This is a genomic window from Pedobacter sp. NJ-S-72 (assembly GCF_053890575.1).
On the sequence record NZ_CM132681.1, the window covers coordinates 381,472 to 398,759 of the forward strand.

Below are 17,288 nucleotides of genomic sequence, written 5' to 3' on the forward strand. Positions count from 1 at the left end.
AGATACTTCTGAGCTTCATTTACATGATTTTCAATAAACTGATTGGCAACTGTCAGATCTAAGCCCAGTTCAACATATCTTTTATTGATTGCTTTTTAGTTTTGACAATCAGATCTTTTAAAGGGCGATGGAAATTCTGATGTTTAGCAATCCGGTGATAAACACCCGGAGCACCGGTTTTCTTATTTTCAAGAAGGAGATCTGTAACACCGGAGAAAGCCGATACCACAAATATTCTATTATATAATTGATTTCCTGTACGTTCAAATAGAACTATATTTTTAATGACATCCTGCAAGGCACTCATCGAAGTGCCGCCAATTTTTTCTACTGTTAACATCTGATATTTTTAATATACCGGGACTGTAAGGTTCCTTTGTTTAGTTTTCGGCCTAAAACTACAGGATTTTTCCCATTCCAGATCATCAATCAGATGTATTTATCATTTTGATAATTTTTCAACGGCTTCTTCCAGAGAATCCAGGAAATTGACCTGTCTTCCATTATTACTTTCGTAAATAAAATCTTTGATACTCTTACCAGGATATTGAATGAAATCACCAACAATAACTAACCGAACCCTGTAATTTGAAAATTTTGAAGAATCTCTCTCTCCTGCAATACCAGTTTTCAGATCGAAAAATTCTGGTGTGATATTTTTGTCATGGATAATGATTTTATCAAAATCCTGGTAATAAAGGTCAACTAATAACTGAAGCGCTTCTTCCGGGGTTTTAATCACGACTTCTTCCGATATCACTTCTGCTATTTGGCTATTATTGACCTGATGAGTTCTTATCTCCATGGTAATGCTGGTTTATTTTGTTGCTTTAGGTAGCCATTCTTATTTTATACTATAAGAATGGATTGGTAAGATTTTCATAAATTTATAGATTAAATCTCAACCTTATGAAAAAGAGTACAATTTTCCTTGTTTTGTTATTTGCAGTAACCAGCACTTTTGCCCAGTTAAAAACACAATATTTTGATGAAAACTGGAAACCTGTTGCTAAGGAGGACATGGTTTACTACAGACCAGAGCCTAAAGCAGTAAATGGAAAATATCTTTTTAAAGATTATTACAAGTCAGGCAAACTTCAATTTGAAGGATTTTCTTTATCTAAAACCGAAGAGAAATTTGATGGAGAGGTTAAGTATTATGCTGAGGACGGAAAGATTAGCGGAATATCAACGTTTAAAAATGGAGTCCTGAGTGGCTCAGTTAAAACGTATTTTGAGGATGGCAGACTTAGACAAGATGCGACTTTCAAAAATGGAGAGGAAGAATCGGCAATACTTTACACTTACAAAGGAACAGAAATAGAAGGGAACCTTTCATTATATGATCTGATTACCGTATTTGAAAAAGACGAACGCGTTAAACAAATTATTTATGACGGAGATCCAAAGGGGCTCAGACAGGAAACGCTTTTAAACGAGGGTAAAGTTAAATATTATGGGGCCGATGGAAAGCTTTTAGGGGAGATCGTGTATGATCTATATGGCAACCCTAACAACGGGACTCTTATCGAATTTGATTTTAACCCGATGAAAGTTTCTACTACCCGTTTTTTTGTTGATGGTAAAGAACAGGTACAAGAGAAGATTTTAAAAAATACTTATACCAATTTAACTCAGTACAATTAACCAATATTAACGAGATATGAGCAGGAAAAATAAGCTCCAGGTGGTATGTTTTGGTGAAGTATTATGGGATAATTTTCCATCTGGTAAAAAACCCGGTGGGGCAGTAATGAATGTAGCTTATCACTTGAAAACCTTAGGGGTGAACAGTCATTTAATCAGTAGGGTCGGAGCTGATGAAAATGGAAGAGAATTGATGCAGGTACTGGGGGATATGGGGTTGGAAAGTACTCTTGTACAGGTAGATCAGGAGCAGAAAACCTCTACTGTAGAAGTCCGTACAGATGAGGGCAATGAAGTGACCTATGAAATTGTTAAGCCCGTAGCCTGGGACTATATCGCGTTTGAAAAATCACAAATACGCTTAGTGGCACAGGCTGATGCCATAGTTTATGGAAGTCTTTCCGGCAGATGTGAAACAAGTAGAAAAACACTTGCACATTTATTAGAATTAGCATCATATAGAGTCATGGATGTTAATTTAAGAGCCCCTGATTATGATGAAGAATACATTTCTGCACTATTATACAAAACCGATTTACTGAAATTGAATTTAGAGGAACTGACCATCATCAGTAATTGGTTTAGTCAAGATTGTCAGACAGAAACAGACCGTATAGAGTTACTTAGAAGCAAATTTAGCATCCTGGAGATAGTAGTCACCAAGGGGAGTAAAGGAGCTTCTTATTATGGAGAACAGACGGAACATCACTGGGCTGCCTATGCGATTAAAGTAGAAGATACTGTAGGTAGTGGTGATTCCTTTTTAGCTGGTTTGCTGGCAATGAAACTATCAAACGAATACATTAATGATACTTTAGATTTTGCAGTTGCCCTGAGTGCTTTTATAACGACAAAAGCAGGAGCATGTCCTCCATATCAAATAGCCCATGTAAACCAGTTTATGAGGATTCATAAAAAAAAACAGCAGCTTTTAGGCTGCTGTTTTTTTAAAAGCTTGTAGTAGTAGGCCATCAAGGATGACTCAATTATATTATTTTACACGTTCAACGTATTCTCCTGTACGTGTGTCTACTTTTACTTTATCTCCTTCGTTAACAAATAAAGGTACTTTTACTTCATAACCAATTTCAGTTGTTGCATATTTCAGCGCACCAGAAGAAGTATCGCCTTTAACTGCTGGCTCAGCATAAGTAATCATTAATTCTACGAAGTTTGGTGCCTGAGCCATAATAGGTTCTTCACTTTCAAAAGAAACGATAACATCCATTCCTTCTTTGATAAATTTCGCAGCGGGGCCGAATAGTGCTTTAGCAACACTAAACTGTTCAAAAGAAACATTATCCATTACAACAAAGTAGTCACCTTCTTCATATAAATATTGGAAATCACTGGTTTCTACACGGCAAATTTCAACCTGCTCGTCAGTTGCTAGACGGGCCTCTACAATTTTCCCGGTTTTAATGTTACGAAACTTTCCTAAGTAGAAAGCTCCACCTTTACTGGTGTACGATGCAGGATTTCTGTAACTGTTACCAGTTCATTATTGAAACGTAAAATATTTCCTACTTTGATTTCGGATGCCTTTGCCATAAAAATATAGTTGTAAAATTTGAGTCCAAATATATGTTTTTTTTTTTTTTGTGTATTTATAATTTAAAACATTTCATAAGATAGTTTGTTCTGGCACAGAATTATCTGATAGGGATGAGCTGGTCAAGTCAATAACGGACAGCTAAAGAATAGACACTGTTAAACCTCATCACGATATAAATAATAATCACGATAAAAATATCGCCTTATGAAAAAACCAAGAATATCAAAAGTAGTTTCAAAGAAGGAAGACCTCTTAATAAATAAAGAGGATGGATCAGGTCAGTTACTGACTACCAATCAGGGATTAAAAATTAATGATGATCAAAATTCACTGAAAGCCGGTGAACGTGGGGCAACGCTGCTGGAGGATTTTATTCTTAGGGAAAAAATCACTCATTTTGACCATGAAGAGTTCCTGAACGGATTGTACATGCAAGAGGATCAGGGGCTCATGGTATATTTGAGCTGTATAAACCTCAGGCCGAATATACAAAAGCAGGTTTTTTAAATGATGTCAATATGAAGACCCCGGTTTTTGTCAGGTTTTCTACTGTAGCTGGTTCCAGGGGCTCTACCGATCTGGCCAGAGATGTAAGAGGGTTTTCTGTTAAATTTTATACACAGGAAGGTATTTATGATCTTGTAGGTAATAACATGCCGTTTTTTTTTTTTTTTTATACAGGATGCGATCAAATTTCCTGATCTTATTCATGCTGTAAAACCTGAACCTCACCATGAGATGCCTCAGGCAGCATCTGCACATGATACTTTTTGGGATTTTATTTCATTAATGCCCGAATCTGCCCATATGATAATGTGGCTAATGTCCGATAGGGCTATTCCACGCAGTTACAGGATGATGGAAGGTTTTGGTGTCCATACTTTTCGCCTGATTAATGAAGAAGGAAAAGCTCATTTTGTTAAATTTCACTGGAAACCATTACTGGGAGTACATTCAGTAATCTGGAATGAGGCTTTGAAGATTTCAGGAAATGATCCTGATTTTCATCGCCGTGATCTTTGGGAAGCCATAGAAGCCGGAGCATTTCCTGAATGGGAACTGGGAATCCAGGTAATTCCAGAAGAAGATGAACATAAGTTTGAATTCGACTTACTCGATCCAACTAAATTGGTACCGGAAGAACTGGTGCCAGTACAGCGGATCGGGAAAATGATGCTGAACAGGAATCCTGATAACTTCTTTGCGGAGACAGAACAGGTAGCTTTTCATCCGGGGCATATTGTTCCGGGTATTGACTTTACCAATGACCCGCTTTTACAAGGGCGTCTTTTCTCTTATACGGATACACAGCTTTCACGACTGGGCGGGCCAAATTTTCATGAAATCCCGATTAACAGACCTGTTTCCCCCGTGCATAACAACCAAAGAGGTGGTCATATGCGTCAAACGACGATCAATATACCGGCCGGACCAGTTACCAGCCAAACAGTATAAATGCAAATTCACCATTGCAGGCTAAAGTTTCAGAGGGAGGTTTCAGTTCTTATCAGGAAAGGATTGATGCTAAAAAGATCAGGGAACGCAGTGATAGCTTTTTTGATCATTTCAGTCAGGCCAGTCTCTTCTTTAATAGTCAGTCGGAAACCGAAAAGAATCATATCGTTGATGCCTTCCGTTTTGAACTTGGAAAAGTGGAGATTGAAGCGATTAGAAAACGTATGCTTGGTATATTAACACAGGTAGACCTCACACTTGCTAAACGTGTGGCTGAAGGTTTAGGACTTGCGGTACCTTCAGGACCAGAGAAACCTGTTAATCATAGTGTTCCGGCTGATGCTGATCAGCAAAGGTATGAACCTAAAATTGTGAAAAGCACTTTAAAATCAAGCGCTGCACTGAGTATGAAAGATACGCTGAAAAACACCATAAAAAGCCGGAAAATAGCTATTCTGGCAACGGATGATGGGGTGAATGGGGCGCAGCTGGATAGTTATAAGAAAACCTTAGAGTTGGCCGGGGCAATGACAAAAACCGTAGCTACACATGACGGACATATCAAAGATGATAAGGGGAAATCAGTTAAGGTTGATTTTACCTTCCTGACTACAGCATCCGTTCTGTTTGACGCTGTATATATTCCTGGAGGCAAGAAATCAATTGAAGCGTTAACTGCCGAAGCCGATGCAATTCATTTTGTAGAAGAGGCTTTCAGACATTGTAAAGCCATTGCAGCAAATGCGGAAGGCGTTCAATTCATAGAACTTTCTAAAATCCCATTAAAAGCTGGAAAAGCAATCCTTAACGGAGTATTGCTGGACAAGACGGCAAAAGATTTTGAAAAAGCGATACAACAGCATCGCTTTTGGGATCGTGAAAAGCCAGGGAAAATCCCGGCTTAAGATATATTTTGCTCAAGCAGGGCGATTGCAGCCTCATTGCCCTGCTGTGCTGCAAGATCAAACACAGATAATCCTCTGGAATCGAGGATAGTCTTGTCAGCTCCATAGGCTAAAAGAAGTTTTACCAGTTCATTCCTTCCAAACATGGCAGCAAACATAAGAGCTGTCCCTCCGTTTCCATGTTGAAGATTCAGATCGGCCCCCTGCTGAATCAGCAGTTCAGCAATGTCAGGATAACCTTTAAAAGAAACCCCCATTAATGCAGTATTACCACCAAAATCCTGTGCATTTACAGCTGCCCCTGCTTCAATCAATACTTTCACAGCTTCGTAACGATTGTTATATGCTGCGATGATCAAAGGAGAATATCCTTTCCCATCCTGGCTGTTTACATCAGGGTTTTGTGCTAATATCTTCTTTAATTGCTCAGTGTCCCCTGTTCTTGAAGCGTTAATCAGCTTATCAGTATGATTGTCCATTTAATAAAATTTGAAATGAAACTGGTGAACATCTGAAAAGGTTAAATAGTTTTAAACTATCACGAGGTAAGCTGTTTTATTCAAATACCTTAAGCAAAAAAGGTTATTTTTGACCAATACATACAAGAAATTTATCATTAAATATGACTTTGAGCGAATACATTTCCGAAGTGTTAAGTACAAATGAAACCTTACCATTTCCTACAGTTACCGTAGAGTATTCCCGAAAATCTGTCATTACAAGTATAGGTCAAACGGAAAGGAACATCTATTTTCTTCAGCAGGGGATTATAGAGATTGGAATGGAAACTGCTATTGGAAATAAAATCATTGATTTTTGTTTCTCCGATGACCTGGTTTCTTCTTATACCTCTTTTTTATCACAAGAAGCATCAGATGTATATCTCTACTGCTTAACAGATTGTATTGTAGAAGTAGTTCCCTATGCTCAATTAAATGAAGCCTATAAAACATCCTTGCTGTCCAATCAATTTGGAAGGCTTGCTACCGAAGGTCTTTATATGAAAAGAGTGAGAAAAGAAAAGGATGCATTGACTAAAAATGCGGAACAAAGATATCTCGAACTGATTAAATACAGGCCGGAAGTTATTAAAGAAATCCCCGTTCACCGGATAGCCAGATACCTTGGTATCCATCCCGAAAGTTTAAGCCGGCTCCGTAAATCAATTTCCTAACATAGGTCAGTATATTCAAAAAGCTGTATTTGTTACCTTTGTCTCTATAAATTAGCAGAGAGATCATGGTGCATTTTCAAAAAAGATTAGCGTTACGCTGGGCAGATTTAGATCCCAATTTCCACCTTAGACATAGCAGTTATTATGATTTAGCTGCACAGTCGCGTTTAGAAATTTTAGGTGAGCTTGGTCTGACTATGTCAGTCATGCAGGAACACCATTTTGGGCCTGTAATCTTCAAAGAGTCCTGTACATTCATCAGAGAAATCAAATCCGAAGACCTTATAAATATCAATATCAAGGTCGAAAAGATGAGTGCAGATGGATCGAAGTGGTCTATTTTGCAGGAATTTACAGATGATCAAAATAAGATAAGAGCCATTCTGACTGTAGAGGGATCCTGGATAGATACAAAATTGCGCAAACTAGCCAGACCAGTACCCCAGGTTGCTCAGGATGCCTTTAATTTATTACCTAAAATAGAGAAAACCTTAAGCGGTAGTTTTTAAGCTAAAACATTAACCCATAGAATTGGGTTAATAAAAATGTAAATTAGAGCATCGCCGGAAATTCATATGAGAAACTATTACCAAATTCTACTAATATTTACTTGCTTTTTTTTTTGTCTCACTAACGTACTCGTCTGCTGTGCAGGCTCAGCAAGTGCCAGATTTACCCACGCTTATGCAGCGTGCAATTAATAAAGACATGGAGCTGGCCAATAAACAGCTTGATGTTGAGCAAAGTAAGGATTCAAGACAGTCCTTATCAGATGCTTATTTACCGCGGGTAAGCAGTCTGGCTAGTTTTGCTTATTTAAACAGTACGGTCAATGCCAGTCTGCCATCCTCAACGTTTCCAATCTTAAATATTCCAATTCCTGCATTGGATGGAACTTTTAATATGCACAACAACACCTGGTTAGCCAATGTAAGTGTAAAAGCGTTGCTTTTTGATGGGTTTAAGATCGGCAATTATAAAAAAGCAATTACCGAAAAGATAAAAGCGCAAACGGTAATACTGGAGAATGATCGTCAGGTGATTATAGGTAAAGTGAGTGAAACTTATGATATGCTGGCTCTGTTGAAACAAAGTAAAGTCGTATTGGATCATAGCGATAAACAACTTGAAGCTCAGTCAAAGATTGCAGATAAAGCTTTTTCCTATGGCTTAATTACCAAATATGAGCATAAAAAGATTGATGTCGCACGTGCGCAATTACAAGCAAAACTTGCTGAATATGATGGAAAACGGAATTTAGTTCTTAAACGTTTAGAACAATTGACCGGAATCGGAGTGGATACACTCAAGCTGATCGATAACAGTCTGACTCCTTATTTAAATATAGTACCGAATCAGGACATACATAACCGTCCCGAATTTGCGGCATTGATGATGCTCAGGATAAGGCTTATAATTATCAATTAAAAGCTAAGAGAAATCATTTGATACCTACAGCTGCGGCTTTTGGTTCAGTATCCTATATGAATTTATCAAATCTTGTTTTTCAGAACAAAGCAGGGACGCTAAGCCCTAATACCGGCGATGTGAAACTCCAGATGAATAAATTACAGCTATTCCCTACATTTATTGCCGGAGTGGGCGTGAAGTGGGACATCTTTGATGGATTTGAGAGTAAACACGAAATCAAGAAAATCAAGATCGAATTACAACAGGTCAGGAATAAAAAAGAAGAGGCAAAAGAACTCCTGTCACTGAATTTAATCAAAGCAAATACTGATTATAGCATCGCCAATGCACAGATCGCTGCAAAAGGGAAAGAAAAGGAAGTATCATTGGATGCCCTTAATATTGCTTCTAAAGAATTCAGAACCGGACTGATCAAACCAGCCGACCTGATCACCGCAATAACTGATAGTGAAAAAGCAGAGTTAGGGTATTTAGAAACTGTATTTAATCAAAGACGTGCAGCTGTCGAAGTACACAAAGCTTCAGGAAACCTTACTATAGACAAATTCAAATAAGAGAATTAAATATTTTATGATGATGAACCATACCAAAATCTTATTGCCACTAAGTATGATTTTCTTTTGTGTTACTTCTTGCAGCCAGAAAAAATTGGAGAATGCATTTGAAGGAAAAATAAAAAGAGAAACAATCGCTTTTACCACTAAAGTGGCAGGGCGGATTCTGAAAATATATGTAAAAGAAGGTGATCTGGTACATCGCGGGGATACACTCGCAATGTTGAATTTGCCAGAAGTTACTGCTAAGGTTGCTCAGGCACATGGTGTAGTTAAAGCAGCATCCGCACAGCATACCATGGCAGATAATGGAGCTACGCAAAACCAGCTAAAACAAATACAGGCTAAATATAAAGCCAGTTCGGAGCAGTTCTCTTTTGCGCAAAAATCATTTAAGCGTGCCAGCCAATGTATGCTGATAGCATGATGGCACCTCAGGCCTTTGATGAAGCCTTTGCGAAATATCAGGGTGCAAAAGCACAGCTTGATGCCACAACAGCAGAGCTGAACGAAGCTAAGAAAGGGCCCCGTTATGAAACGAAAGAAGCTGCGATGGGACAGCAGCAGCAAGCAGAAGGCGTATTGCAGGAAGCGGAAGTTGCCTATTCTGAAAGGTATATCATTGCAACTAATGACATGGCTGTAGAAACTATTACGTTACATGAAGGAGAACTGGCTACACCCGGTTATGCGATCTTCAGTGGTTATATTCCTGGCAGTACCTGGTTTCGTTTTACTGTTCCGGAAAGTCAGATTGCCCAGATTAAACAAGGGAGTGACGTAACCGTTAAAGTTCCTTACAGTCAGGAAACCTTCACTGGAAAAGTGGTGACGATTAAACAAATGCCTAAATATGCCGATATCACTACAGCTTATCCTGACTACAAAATGGACGAAGCCGTTTTTGAGATCAAAGTAGTTCCACATGATAATAAAAAAAACGGAAGTACTGCTTTTTAACGCTGCTGTTTTATTACCAAGATAGACCTGATGCACCGGCTAATAAATAATTTCTTCTTTTTGGTTAAACGAGAGTTTGGCCTGTTTTGGAGCAACAAGATATTTGTGGTCGCATTTCTTGTTATGCCCGTCATTCTTGCCTTTCTTTTAGGCAATGTTTACATGGATGGTGCAGTTAAACACTTGAAAATTGTAGTGGTAGATAAAGATAACACACCTATGAGCAATAAGCTTATAGATATGTTCGCGGAACATCAAACCTTACATGTGTTAAGTGTAAAACACGAAACAATCGATCTGGATCAGACTATGCTGGATACGCGTGCTATAGCTATAGTGGTGATACCAGAGCGTTTTTTGAATCAGATGTCTTTAATAAGCGCAGGCCCGAGGTAAATACTTATTTGAATATGAGTAACACCGTTGCTGCGGGTGCCGTAGGAACAGCGATAGCGCAATGCAATGGCACACTAAATGCTGGGATCGGTATAGAAGCGATGAAAAAAGCGGGCTTGCCGGCAAATATTGCTGCGCAAAGACTTCAGCCTTTTCAGCTCAACCTGTTTCAGTTATACAATCCAGGGCAAAGTTATCTTGTCTTTTTATGGCCGGCACTTATTTTTTCTATTCTGCATCAATTGCTCTTATTGGCGATGGCTGTTAGTTTTTCTCAGGAAATAGAAAATAATACATTTAATCAGACAGGCATATTAAGCCGGACAACTTCGGCTGTACAACTGATCATTGTGAAAATGTTCCCTTACCTGATGTTATCAATGGTTACATTACTGGTCTTCTATTTATTTAGTTTACATTTTAAATTGCCCCATCCGGTGAATCCGGGAGTGCTGTTTTTATCACAGATTTTAATGGTGATCAGCACTTGTTTACTGGGGGCGGGTTGTATAGTCTCATTTTTCCATCTCAGCTGAAAGCTACAGAACTGCTTTTGTGTATCGCCTCACCTGCATTTACAGTGTCAGGTTTTACATGGCCAGCAGATCAGGCTCCTGCAATACTGGAAGGTTTTGGTAAAATTATCCCCTTAACACCGTACTTGAAAAGTTTGAGGGCTTTATTATTGGAAGGAGCCAATATCCATGATGTAATGCCTTTTATCCAGCACCAGCTTATATTAATAGCTGTATATTTTTTACTCAGTTTTATACTGCTGAAATTAAAGATCAGAAAGAGCCTTCGGATTTCAAAAGAAGCAATAGCCGAAGAATAAAACTATGAACAGACTTAAAAGATTTTTATCATTAACCGGCAGAGAATTCAGATTATTTAAAAATAATCCGATCATGGTTATGCTGTTTATAGGCGGGCCAATTTTGTATGGGATCATATTTGGTGCTATGTATCAAAAAGGTAAGTTCACCGATTTGCCCGTCATGGTAGTTGATAAAGATAATTCTTCAATGAGTACCAGATTTATTGATATGCTCAATGATATGGATGTCTTAAAGGTCGTAGCAGTTAAACATGAAAATGTAGAAATGCGCACTGTCTTAATGAATGATAAAGCGATGGCAGCTGTAGTTATACCAGATGGGTTTGAAGCTGATATTTTACAAAACAGGCATCCCGAAATCAATGCCTATGTAAACAATGCGAATTTAATGACTTCAAGTTATATATCCCGGGCTTTGCTAACTGCAGGCGGTACATTAAATGCGGGTATAAAAATAGGGGCGATGGAAAAACAGGGGCTGCCGGGGGCTGTAGCGGCGAATCAATATGAGGCATTTCATTCAAACACTTTTCGTCTGTATAATCCAGCTTCAAACTACATGATTTATTCCTGGCCGTCTTACCTGGCTATTATTTTGCAAACCGTAACCATTGTTGTTATGGCTTTGAGTTTTACCTCAGAATATGAAGCGGGTACTTTTAAAGAATTGTGTCAGAAAAGTAAGTCTGTATCCATGATGATGGCCATCAAAGTAGTTCCCTTATTGGATGATATCAATAGTTCTGGCCGGTATCTTAGCGTGTTTCTATGTGATTTTCAAGGAGCCATTTCCGAAACATATGGGAGATGCCGCGGTGATTTTTTTCTTATTTGTAGCTTCCGCTACATTTATGGGGATGGTAGCCAGTATCATTTTTAAAACCCAGTTAAGAGCTGTACAATTCTTAATGGTATTGTCGATGACAGTATATATTGTATCAGGTTATAGCTGGCCATTTGATCAGACCGGATGGGCTGCACGATTATTTGCTTATATTTTTCCAATGATGCCCTTTGTTAATGGTTACAGAATATTATTATTTCAAAGTGGTACATTGGGTGATATTACCGATTATACTACGATTTTATGCATTCAGCTTTGTTTTTATGCGATGCTGTCCTATATCCTTTTGAAAAAAAAAACACGGAACGAAATGGAAGCAGGAGAAGCCTCTGCATAAAAATCATGATCTCTTATAGCGTATTTTCTATTAAAAAAAAAGAAAGCATGAGTACTTTTGCCCAGCTGATATCTTTCATGAAAAATTCTTTGTAGAATAATAATCCCACACTTCCAAGATATCCCGCAGAGTCACACATGTAAACTTTGATGATCCCTGAAGACACAATCAGACTTATACTCATGCCCATCGCCAGCATTTCGGTAAATTGTCTTCCTTCGAGATAGCTAAAAATAATTCCCGGACCATGCCCAGAGGCAAGCCGTTAAGAAACAGAAAGAAAAAATTATAGGGATAGGGCACCATTCCAAAAAAACAATAGTGCAAGCTCAGCAAACAGGATTAATCCATTAATAAACTTTTTTCTGCCGGAAACTTTAAGTTCTGAAATGACTTTAATGCCCATGAATTTAGAAAGCATGTAGCCAAACACTTGCGCAATAATCAGAACAGCTTTATAATCCAGGTTCCAGAGAGAGAGCCCTATGTATGTCCCACATTCAAACGAGACCTGGCTAATGACTTTGGGGCCTAAAATAAAAAGTCATTGGGTGAAGTGAAAAATAATGGCCAGATCTTTGCAAAATAAAAGAATCGGCACATGAAATAAAACTGAATATTATTGAATTAAAATAGAACATAATTGCGGTTAAACAGGTTATAAGGATAAATAACCTATCAAACAGATTAATGAAACATACATCATACCAGGAAGCAATAGCAGAATACGAGTTAAAAGAAAGTGAGCAGGCTTTATTGCTTTATGCACATTATGGCAGGGCGATATATATGGGGCAAACCTTAGAGCAGCAGACAATCAATATGTTAGCTATAGATGATATAGTTAAAAACAAGCCTGAATCACAAGATGCGTATGAGGCCATCTGGGCTAAGTACGACCATAGCAAAATGATGGTTGGAATTATGACTACTTTATTGCAGGAAGCTTATCATATCAGTGATACTGATATGGAAGAGTTTAGAAATGTGTTAGTCATGAGAAATAATTTAGCACATAGATATTTTAGATTTAATGATATCCTGTTTAAGTCGCATAGCGGACGTAAACGGATGATTAAAGACTTTATAGACTTCACAAACAGTATAAAAGCTGTAGAAGAAAAGTTATCAGTTTATATAGCTGCTTATAACAGAACTAATGAGTTAAGCACCGAAAGTATTGCGAAGTTATTAGCTGAACGGAAAGAAGAGTGGAAAGACAAGGTCATTGATGATACTTATGATAGCAGTGTAAAATATAACTAACCTTTTACACCGGAGAGCGGGTAATTTCGGGAATTTGATCATATTTACGGATTCTTGTACAAATCCAGAATATGATCAAACCGATTTCTATTAATGACTTTATCTGTTTAGCTGAACCCATTCCTTTAATTGATGTCAGAACGCCTGCTGAATTTGAACAGGGAAAAATACCTGGTGCTTTCAATGTCCCGATTTTCACTAATGAAGAACGTGTTCTTGTCGGGACTACTTATAAACAGGTTGGAAGAGAACAAGCAATCTTATTAGGGTTTGATCTGACGGGCAATAAATGGTCATCTTTTATTAAACAGGCCCTGGAAATATCCCCGGCAAAAAAGATTGCTGTTCATTGCTGGCGTGGGGGGATGAGAAGTGGTGCAATGGCCTGGGCACTTGATTTATATGGTTTTGAAGTTTACCTTATTGAAGGGGGATATAAAAACTATCGAAGATGGTCTGCCACACAATTTGAAAAAACCTATCAACTGATCATCGTTGGGGGGATGACCGGCTCGGGAAAAACTAAACTACTTCATCAGCTCGAATCTGCTAAAGAACAAATAATAGATTTAGAAGAGCTGGCTCAGCACCAGGGATCATCTTATGGCACCATGAATAAAATGGTGCAGCCTACTCAGGAACAATTCGAAAATAACTTCGCTTTTGAGCTGAATCAACTTGATCAGGAACGCCGGATATGGGTAGAAGATGAAAGCCTGACTATCGGTAAAAGATGTATACCAAATCCCTTTTGGTATCAAATGAGAAACTCGCTATTACTCAACTCAATCTGAATGTTCCTCATGAACACCGTGTCAAATTGCTGGCTGGTGAATACGGAGCTTTAGACAAAGCCTTCTTAATAGAATGCACTGAACGGATCTGGAAAAGATTGGGCCCTGAGCAGACTAAAAATGCGATTCTGGCCATTGAAGAAGACCGGATGCCTGACTTTATCCGTATCGTATTGGTTTATTATGATAAAACCTATAAAACCGGGCTGAACAAGCGGGATAAAAAAAAGATTATTACAGTAGATATTGATAGTACAGATATCATCGCTAATGCTGCTAAAATGCTGGTGTCAATAAAGGAACTGGATTCCAAAAAACAATTATAAATCAAAGAAATGGATTCGAAAGAGATAAAACTTACTCAATACTCTCATGGTGCAGGATGCGGTTGTAAAATCAGCCCTGCTATACTTGACAAAATTTTACATAGTACAATTCCAGCGACAAATGATCCTCGTCTTTTAGTTGGAAATGATAAAAGGGATGATGCAGCAGTCTTTGATTTAGGTAATGGATCAGCATTAATTTCAACTACGGATTTTTTTATGCCTATCGTGGATGATCCTTATGATTTTGGCAGAATTGCCTCTGCAAATGCAATTAGTGATGTCTATGCTATGGGCGGGAAACCGGTAATGGCTATTGCGATTTTGGGTTGGCCGATCGAAAAACTTGCCCCTGAAATTGCACAGAAAGTATTAGAAGGAGCAAGATCTATTTGTGCTGAAGCTGGGATTTCACTTGCGGGGGGCACAGTATAGATTGTCCGGAACCAGTTTTCGGTTTATCAGTAAATGGGCTTGTCAATATTCCACAACTCAAACAAAATTCTACAGCTACTGCTGGTTGCAGGTTATATTTAACAAAGGCGTTGGGTGTAGGTATATTATCTACTGCACAAAAGAAAGGTGTTCTGCTTCCAGAAGATGCAGCAATTGCACTGAAAAGTATGGTCACTTTGAATAAGCTGGGCGAAATATTTGGTCAGTTAACAAGTGTAAAAGCGATGACCGATGTAACAGGTTTTGGCTTGCTTGGTCATTTGGCCGAAATGTGTGATGGAAGTGGTTTATCGGCAACTATTGAATTTAATAAAGTCCCTGTGATTTCTTCACTGCCTTATTATCTTAATTTGAATTGCTATCCGGGTGGTACACAAAGAAACTGGAATAGCTACGGACATAAAGTAAGTAACCTGACAGACCATCAAAGATTTATCCTGGCAGATCCTCAAACAAGCGGAGGCCTGTTGGTTGCAGTAGAGGCAGGTGGAGTTAAAGAGTTTGAATTTCTTTTGAAGGAACAGGGTCTGACGGATGATCATTTGGTTTCCTTTGGCTGGCTGGAAAATTCGGAGAATGAACATTTAATTAGGGTAATTTAAAACTTCAATGAAACTTAGATTTCGATAAGACTGAAATCTCAATAAATAACAAATTATGATGAAGAACATTTTATTGAAAATATCTTTTATAGCGTTGCTATTCACATCTGGAACCGCTGTTTCCTTTGCACAGATATCAAAACCTTTTTTGCAAAGTAATCCCTGGAAGGAGGATCAGCTGATTGCACCCGAAACACTTGCTAACCTGATCAGTAAAAAAGCAGACGTTAAAATTTATAATATTGGTGTTGTTCAAAATATCAAAGGAGCAACTAACGTGGGAGCTGCAAGCGAAGCAGAAAATCTGGCAAAACTGAAGGAGATATTGAAGACAGTGCCTAAAAATAAATCTATTGTGATTTACTGCGGATGCTGTCCGATGGGTAAATGCCCGAATATAAGACCTGCATTTAAAGCATTGGCAGATCAGAAATTTACTAATTACAAATTATTGGATCTGCCAACAAATATCAAAATTGACTGGATCGATAAGGGGTATCCTGTAGAGTAGGGCCGGGAATTAGCATATTTGAATAATTATGGGTACCTGGAAATAGCTTTTGTTAGGCTTTTTTCGTGTTTTTGAACTAGAGAAATCAGGCGTAAAGTTTATTAAATAGGATTTCAAAAACATAAAACACGAAAGAAAGATTGAACCATATTAAAATGGAAGATGAAGATAGTCTTGATGTTCTGTTTTGGTTAAGCAAGACTGTTTCTGAAAGACTAGCTGAAGTAAGTCGTTTAAGAAAGAACTACTTCACCTGGATTGATGGTGTTTTTCCTGATAAAATTGAAAAAGTAGTTCATCAAAGAAAATTATGATTTTTGAGCAGGATTTTATAGATTTTATTGAACTGCTTAACCTCCATAATGTTGATATACTTAATGCTATTACTGGTGTTGAATTTGATGAAGCCTATAATAATAAAATTGATGGAGAGGTGGACGATTTAAAAGTCAATTTTATTAATCAGGTTGAAGCTTTTGCCGGAGGTATGCTCAGGTCTTTCGGAAATATTTCTATTTGCTGGTTTATTCACAATTATTTTATTCTTTATTTTGCTGAAAAGAAGTACATTCTAACCAAAGGAATTATCAGTAATGTACTGGTAATTAGTGTTTTTATTGCCCTAGATTATTTATCAATAAAGTATCATACAAGATTATCAATCGCCGATTCGCCAAATTATGGTAATAATCAGAATCTTCTGCTGGTCAATCTGATCAAAGATTCTTTCGTAAGCATATTTACCTATATTATCATCTATAATGTTCAGATTAATATTCAACTGCAAAAATCGAAGCTTGAAAATGAAATGCTCAAACAAGCGCAATTAAGGGCACAGCTTTTATCGTTACAGCAGCAAGTCAGTCCTCATTTCCTGTTTAATTCTTTAAGCACCTTAAAAACCATCGCTAAAGACCAGGAAACTAAAACTTATGTGCTTCAGTTAGCCAATGTATATCGTTATCTGCTTAACTTCAATGAACATCATCTGGCAAGTGTTAAAGACGAACTGGCTTTTATGAGATCATATCTGTACATATTAAAGGAGCGTTTTGAAGATGCGCTAAAAATTTCCATTCATGTTCCTGATGAATTTCTCAGCTACCAGATCCCTACACTTTCGCTCCAGTTGCTTATTGAAAATGCCGTAAAGCATAATATAGTTTCTCCTGAACAGCCACTACATATCAGGATCTACACTTACCCTAAGCTATAACAGAGTAGATTCATTATTTGG

Annotated in this window: 24 protein-coding genes and 4 pseudogenes; 21 read left to right on the forward strand and 7 right to left on the reverse strand. The window is 37.9% G+C overall.

Going from position 1 to position 17,288, the window contains the following annotated elements:
* Positions 1-58 precede the first annotated feature (58 nt).
* On the reverse strand, positions 59-340 hold the full coding sequence (locus ACWYN3_RS02625; RefSeq protein ID WP_456219738.1) for a hypothetical protein: 282 nt from the start codon (positions 338-340) through the stop codon (positions 59-61).
* Positions 341-442: 102 nt separating this feature from the next.
* Positions 443-805 carry a DUF4180 domain-containing protein gene (locus tag ACWYN3_RS02630; RefSeq protein ID WP_456219739.1) on the reverse strand — a complete coding sequence of 121 codons (363 nt, stop codon included), beginning with the start codon at positions 803-805 and terminating at the stop codon, positions 443-445.
* A 104-nt stretch (positions 806-909) separates the two neighbouring features.
* On the opposite strand from ACWYN3_RS02630, the gene ACWYN3_RS02635 reads away from it, so the two are divergent.
* Together ACWYN3_RS02635 and ACWYN3_RS02640 are read left to right on the forward strand one after the other, a co-directional pair.
* Positions 910-1,647 carry a toxin-antitoxin system YwqK family antitoxin gene (locus tag ACWYN3_RS02635; protein ID WP_456219740.1) on the forward strand — a complete coding sequence of 246 codons (738 nt, stop codon included), beginning with the start codon at positions 910-912 and terminating at the stop codon, positions 1,645-1,647.
* Between the two features lie 16 nt (positions 1,648-1,663).
* Entirely contained in the window at positions 1,664-2,608 is a 945-nt protein-coding gene (locus ACWYN3_RS02640) for a carbohydrate kinase family protein (protein ID WP_456219741.1), read from the forward strand.
* 30 nt (positions 2,609-2,638) lie between these two features.
* On the opposite strand, the pseudogene efp reads toward ACWYN3_RS02640, so the two are convergent.
* Positions 2,639-3,198, reverse strand: a pseudogene (gene efp / locus ACWYN3_RS02645) (elongation factor P).
* 208 nt (positions 3,199-3,406) lie between these two features.
* Between efp and ACWYN3_RS02650 the strand changes: the two are divergent.
* Positions 3,407-5,562: pseudogene (locus tag ACWYN3_RS02650) on the forward strand (catalase).
* Here the strand turns inward: ACWYN3_RS02650 and ACWYN3_RS02655 are convergent.
* Positions 5,559-6,041, reverse strand: a complete 483-nt coding sequence (locus tag ACWYN3_RS02655; RefSeq protein ID WP_456219742.1) for an ankyrin repeat domain-containing protein — start codon at positions 6,039-6,041, stop codon at positions 5,559-5,561. The pseudogene ACWYN3_RS02650 and the gene ACWYN3_RS02655 overlap by 4 nt on opposite strands.
* A gap of 143 nt (positions 6,042-6,184) precedes the next feature.
* Here ACWYN3_RS02655 and ACWYN3_RS02660 point away from each other — a divergent pair, with 143 nt between their 5' ends.
* The 11 genes from ACWYN3_RS02660 to ACWYN3_RS02710 all read left to right on the forward strand — a co-directional run bounded on the left by ACWYN3_RS02660 (position 6,185) and on the right by ACWYN3_RS02710 (position 12,096).
* Positions 6,185-6,736, forward strand: a complete 552-nt coding sequence (locus tag ACWYN3_RS02660) for a Crp/Fnr family transcriptional regulator (protein ID WP_456219743.1) — start codon at positions 6,185-6,187, stop codon at positions 6,734-6,736.
* A gap of 65 nt (positions 6,737-6,801) precedes the next feature.
* Complete coding sequence (locus tag ACWYN3_RS02665; RefSeq protein ID WP_456219744.1) at positions 6,802-7,245, forward strand: acyl-CoA thioesterase; 444 nt, start codon at positions 6,802-6,804, stop codon at positions 7,243-7,245.
* Between the two features lie 175 nt (positions 7,246-7,420).
* Positions 7,421-8,164, forward strand: coding sequence for a TolC family protein (locus ACWYN3_RS02670; RefSeq protein WP_456219745.1), 744 nt, complete (start codon positions 7,421-7,423; stop codon positions 8,162-8,164).
* A 17-nt stretch (positions 8,165-8,181) separates the two neighbouring features.
* On the forward strand, positions 8,182-8,721 hold the full coding sequence (locus tag ACWYN3_RS02675) for a TolC family protein (protein ID WP_456219746.1): 540 nt from the start codon (positions 8,182-8,184) through the stop codon (positions 8,719-8,721).
* Positions 8,722-8,815: 94 nt separating this feature from the next.
* Entirely contained in the window at positions 8,816-9,148 is a 333-nt protein-coding gene (locus tag ACWYN3_RS02680) for a biotin/lipoyl-binding protein (protein ID WP_456219747.1), read from the forward strand.
* Entirely contained in the window at positions 9,130-9,681 is a 552-nt protein-coding gene (locus tag ACWYN3_RS02685) for an HlyD family secretion protein (RefSeq protein ID WP_456219748.1), read from the forward strand. The genes ACWYN3_RS02680 and ACWYN3_RS02685 overlap by 19 nt, the downstream gene beginning before the upstream one ends.
* Before the next feature lie 30 nt (positions 9,682-9,711).
* On the forward strand, positions 9,712-10,077 hold the full coding sequence (locus tag ACWYN3_RS02690) for an ABC transporter permease (RefSeq protein ID WP_456219749.1): 366 nt from the start codon (positions 9,712-9,714) through the stop codon (positions 10,075-10,077).
* Between the two features lie 14 nt (positions 10,078-10,091).
* Positions 10,092-10,613: an ABC transporter permease gene (locus tag ACWYN3_RS02695; RefSeq protein ID WP_456219750.1), complete on the forward strand. Its 522-nt coding sequence runs from the start codon at positions 10,092-10,094 to the stop codon at positions 10,611-10,613.
* A gap of 44 nt (positions 10,614-10,657) precedes the next feature.
* Positions 10,658-10,912 (forward strand): hypothetical protein, encoded by a 255-nt coding sequence (locus ACWYN3_RS02700; RefSeq protein WP_456219751.1) that lies wholly within the window; start codon positions 10,658-10,660, stop codon positions 10,910-10,912.
* Between the two features lie 4 nt (positions 10,913-10,916).
* Positions 10,917-11,795 (forward strand): ABC transporter permease, encoded by an 879-nt coding sequence (locus tag ACWYN3_RS02705; protein ID WP_456219752.1) that lies wholly within the window; start codon positions 10,917-10,919, stop codon positions 11,793-11,795.
* Positions 11,686-12,096 (forward strand): ABC transporter permease, encoded by a 411-nt coding sequence (locus ACWYN3_RS02710; RefSeq protein ID WP_456219753.1) that lies wholly within the window; start codon positions 11,686-11,688, stop codon positions 12,094-12,096. The genes ACWYN3_RS02705 and ACWYN3_RS02710 overlap by 110 nt, the downstream gene beginning before the upstream one ends.
* 13 nt (positions 12,097-12,109) lie before the next feature.
* On the opposite strand, the gene ACWYN3_RS02715 is transcribed toward ACWYN3_RS02710, so the two are convergent.
* The 3 genes and pseudogenes from ACWYN3_RS02715 to ACWYN3_RS02725 all read right to left on the reverse strand — a co-directional run bounded on the left by ACWYN3_RS02715 (position 12,110) and on the right by ACWYN3_RS02725 (position 12,634).
* Complete coding sequence (locus ACWYN3_RS02715) at positions 12,110-12,295, reverse strand: DUF5690 family protein (RefSeq protein WP_456222855.1); 186 nt, start codon at positions 12,293-12,295, stop codon at positions 12,110-12,112.
* A gap of 6 nt (positions 12,296-12,301) precedes the next feature.
* Positions 12,302-12,402: pseudogene (locus tag ACWYN3_RS02720) on the reverse strand (DUF5690 family protein); the annotation flags it as partial.
* Positions 12,383-12,634 (reverse strand): DUF5690 family protein, encoded by a 252-nt coding sequence (locus tag ACWYN3_RS02725; protein ID WP_456222856.1) that lies wholly within the window; start codon positions 12,632-12,634, stop codon positions 12,383-12,385. The pseudogene ACWYN3_RS02720 and the gene ACWYN3_RS02725, both read right to left, overlap by 20 nt.
* A 152-nt stretch (positions 12,635-12,786) precedes the next feature.
* Here ACWYN3_RS02725 and ACWYN3_RS02730 point away from each other — a divergent pair, with 152 nt between their 5' ends.
* The 7 genes and pseudogenes from ACWYN3_RS02730 to ACWYN3_RS02760 all read left to right on the forward strand — a co-directional run bounded on the left by ACWYN3_RS02730 (position 12,787) and on the right by ACWYN3_RS02760 (position 17,267).
* Positions 12,787-13,362, forward strand: coding sequence for a hypothetical protein (locus ACWYN3_RS02730; RefSeq protein WP_456219754.1), 576 nt, complete (start codon positions 12,787-12,789; stop codon positions 13,360-13,362).
* A gap of 71 nt (positions 13,363-13,433) precedes the next feature.
* Positions 13,434-14,156 (forward strand): tRNA 2-selenouridine(34) synthase MnmH, encoded by a 723-nt coding sequence (gene mnmH / locus ACWYN3_RS02735; protein ID WP_456219755.1) that lies wholly within the window; start codon positions 13,434-13,436, stop codon positions 14,154-14,156.
* On the forward strand, positions 14,114-14,482 hold the full coding sequence (locus ACWYN3_RS02740) for a hypothetical protein (protein ID WP_456219756.1): 369 nt from the start codon (positions 14,114-14,116) through the stop codon (positions 14,480-14,482). The genes mnmH and ACWYN3_RS02740 overlap by 43 nt, the downstream gene beginning before the upstream one ends.
* Before the next feature lie 9 nt (positions 14,483-14,491).
* A pseudogene (gene selD, locus ACWYN3_RS02745) lies at positions 14,492-15,540 on the forward strand (selenide, water dikinase SelD).
* A gap of 55 nt (positions 15,541-15,595) precedes the next feature.
* Entirely contained in the window at positions 15,596-16,051 is a 456-nt protein-coding gene (locus tag ACWYN3_RS02750) for a rhodanese-like domain-containing protein (protein ID WP_456219757.1), read from the forward strand.
* A gap of 140 nt (positions 16,052-16,191) precedes the next feature.
* Positions 16,192-16,365, forward strand: coding sequence for a hypothetical protein (locus ACWYN3_RS02755; protein WP_456219758.1), 174 nt, complete (start codon positions 16,192-16,194; stop codon positions 16,363-16,365).
* Positions 16,362-17,267, forward strand: coding sequence for a sensor histidine kinase (locus ACWYN3_RS02760; protein WP_456219759.1), 906 nt, complete (start codon positions 16,362-16,364; stop codon positions 17,265-17,267). The genes ACWYN3_RS02755 and ACWYN3_RS02760 overlap by 4 nt, the downstream gene beginning before the upstream one ends.
* Positions 17,268-17,288 lie beyond the last annotated feature (21 nt).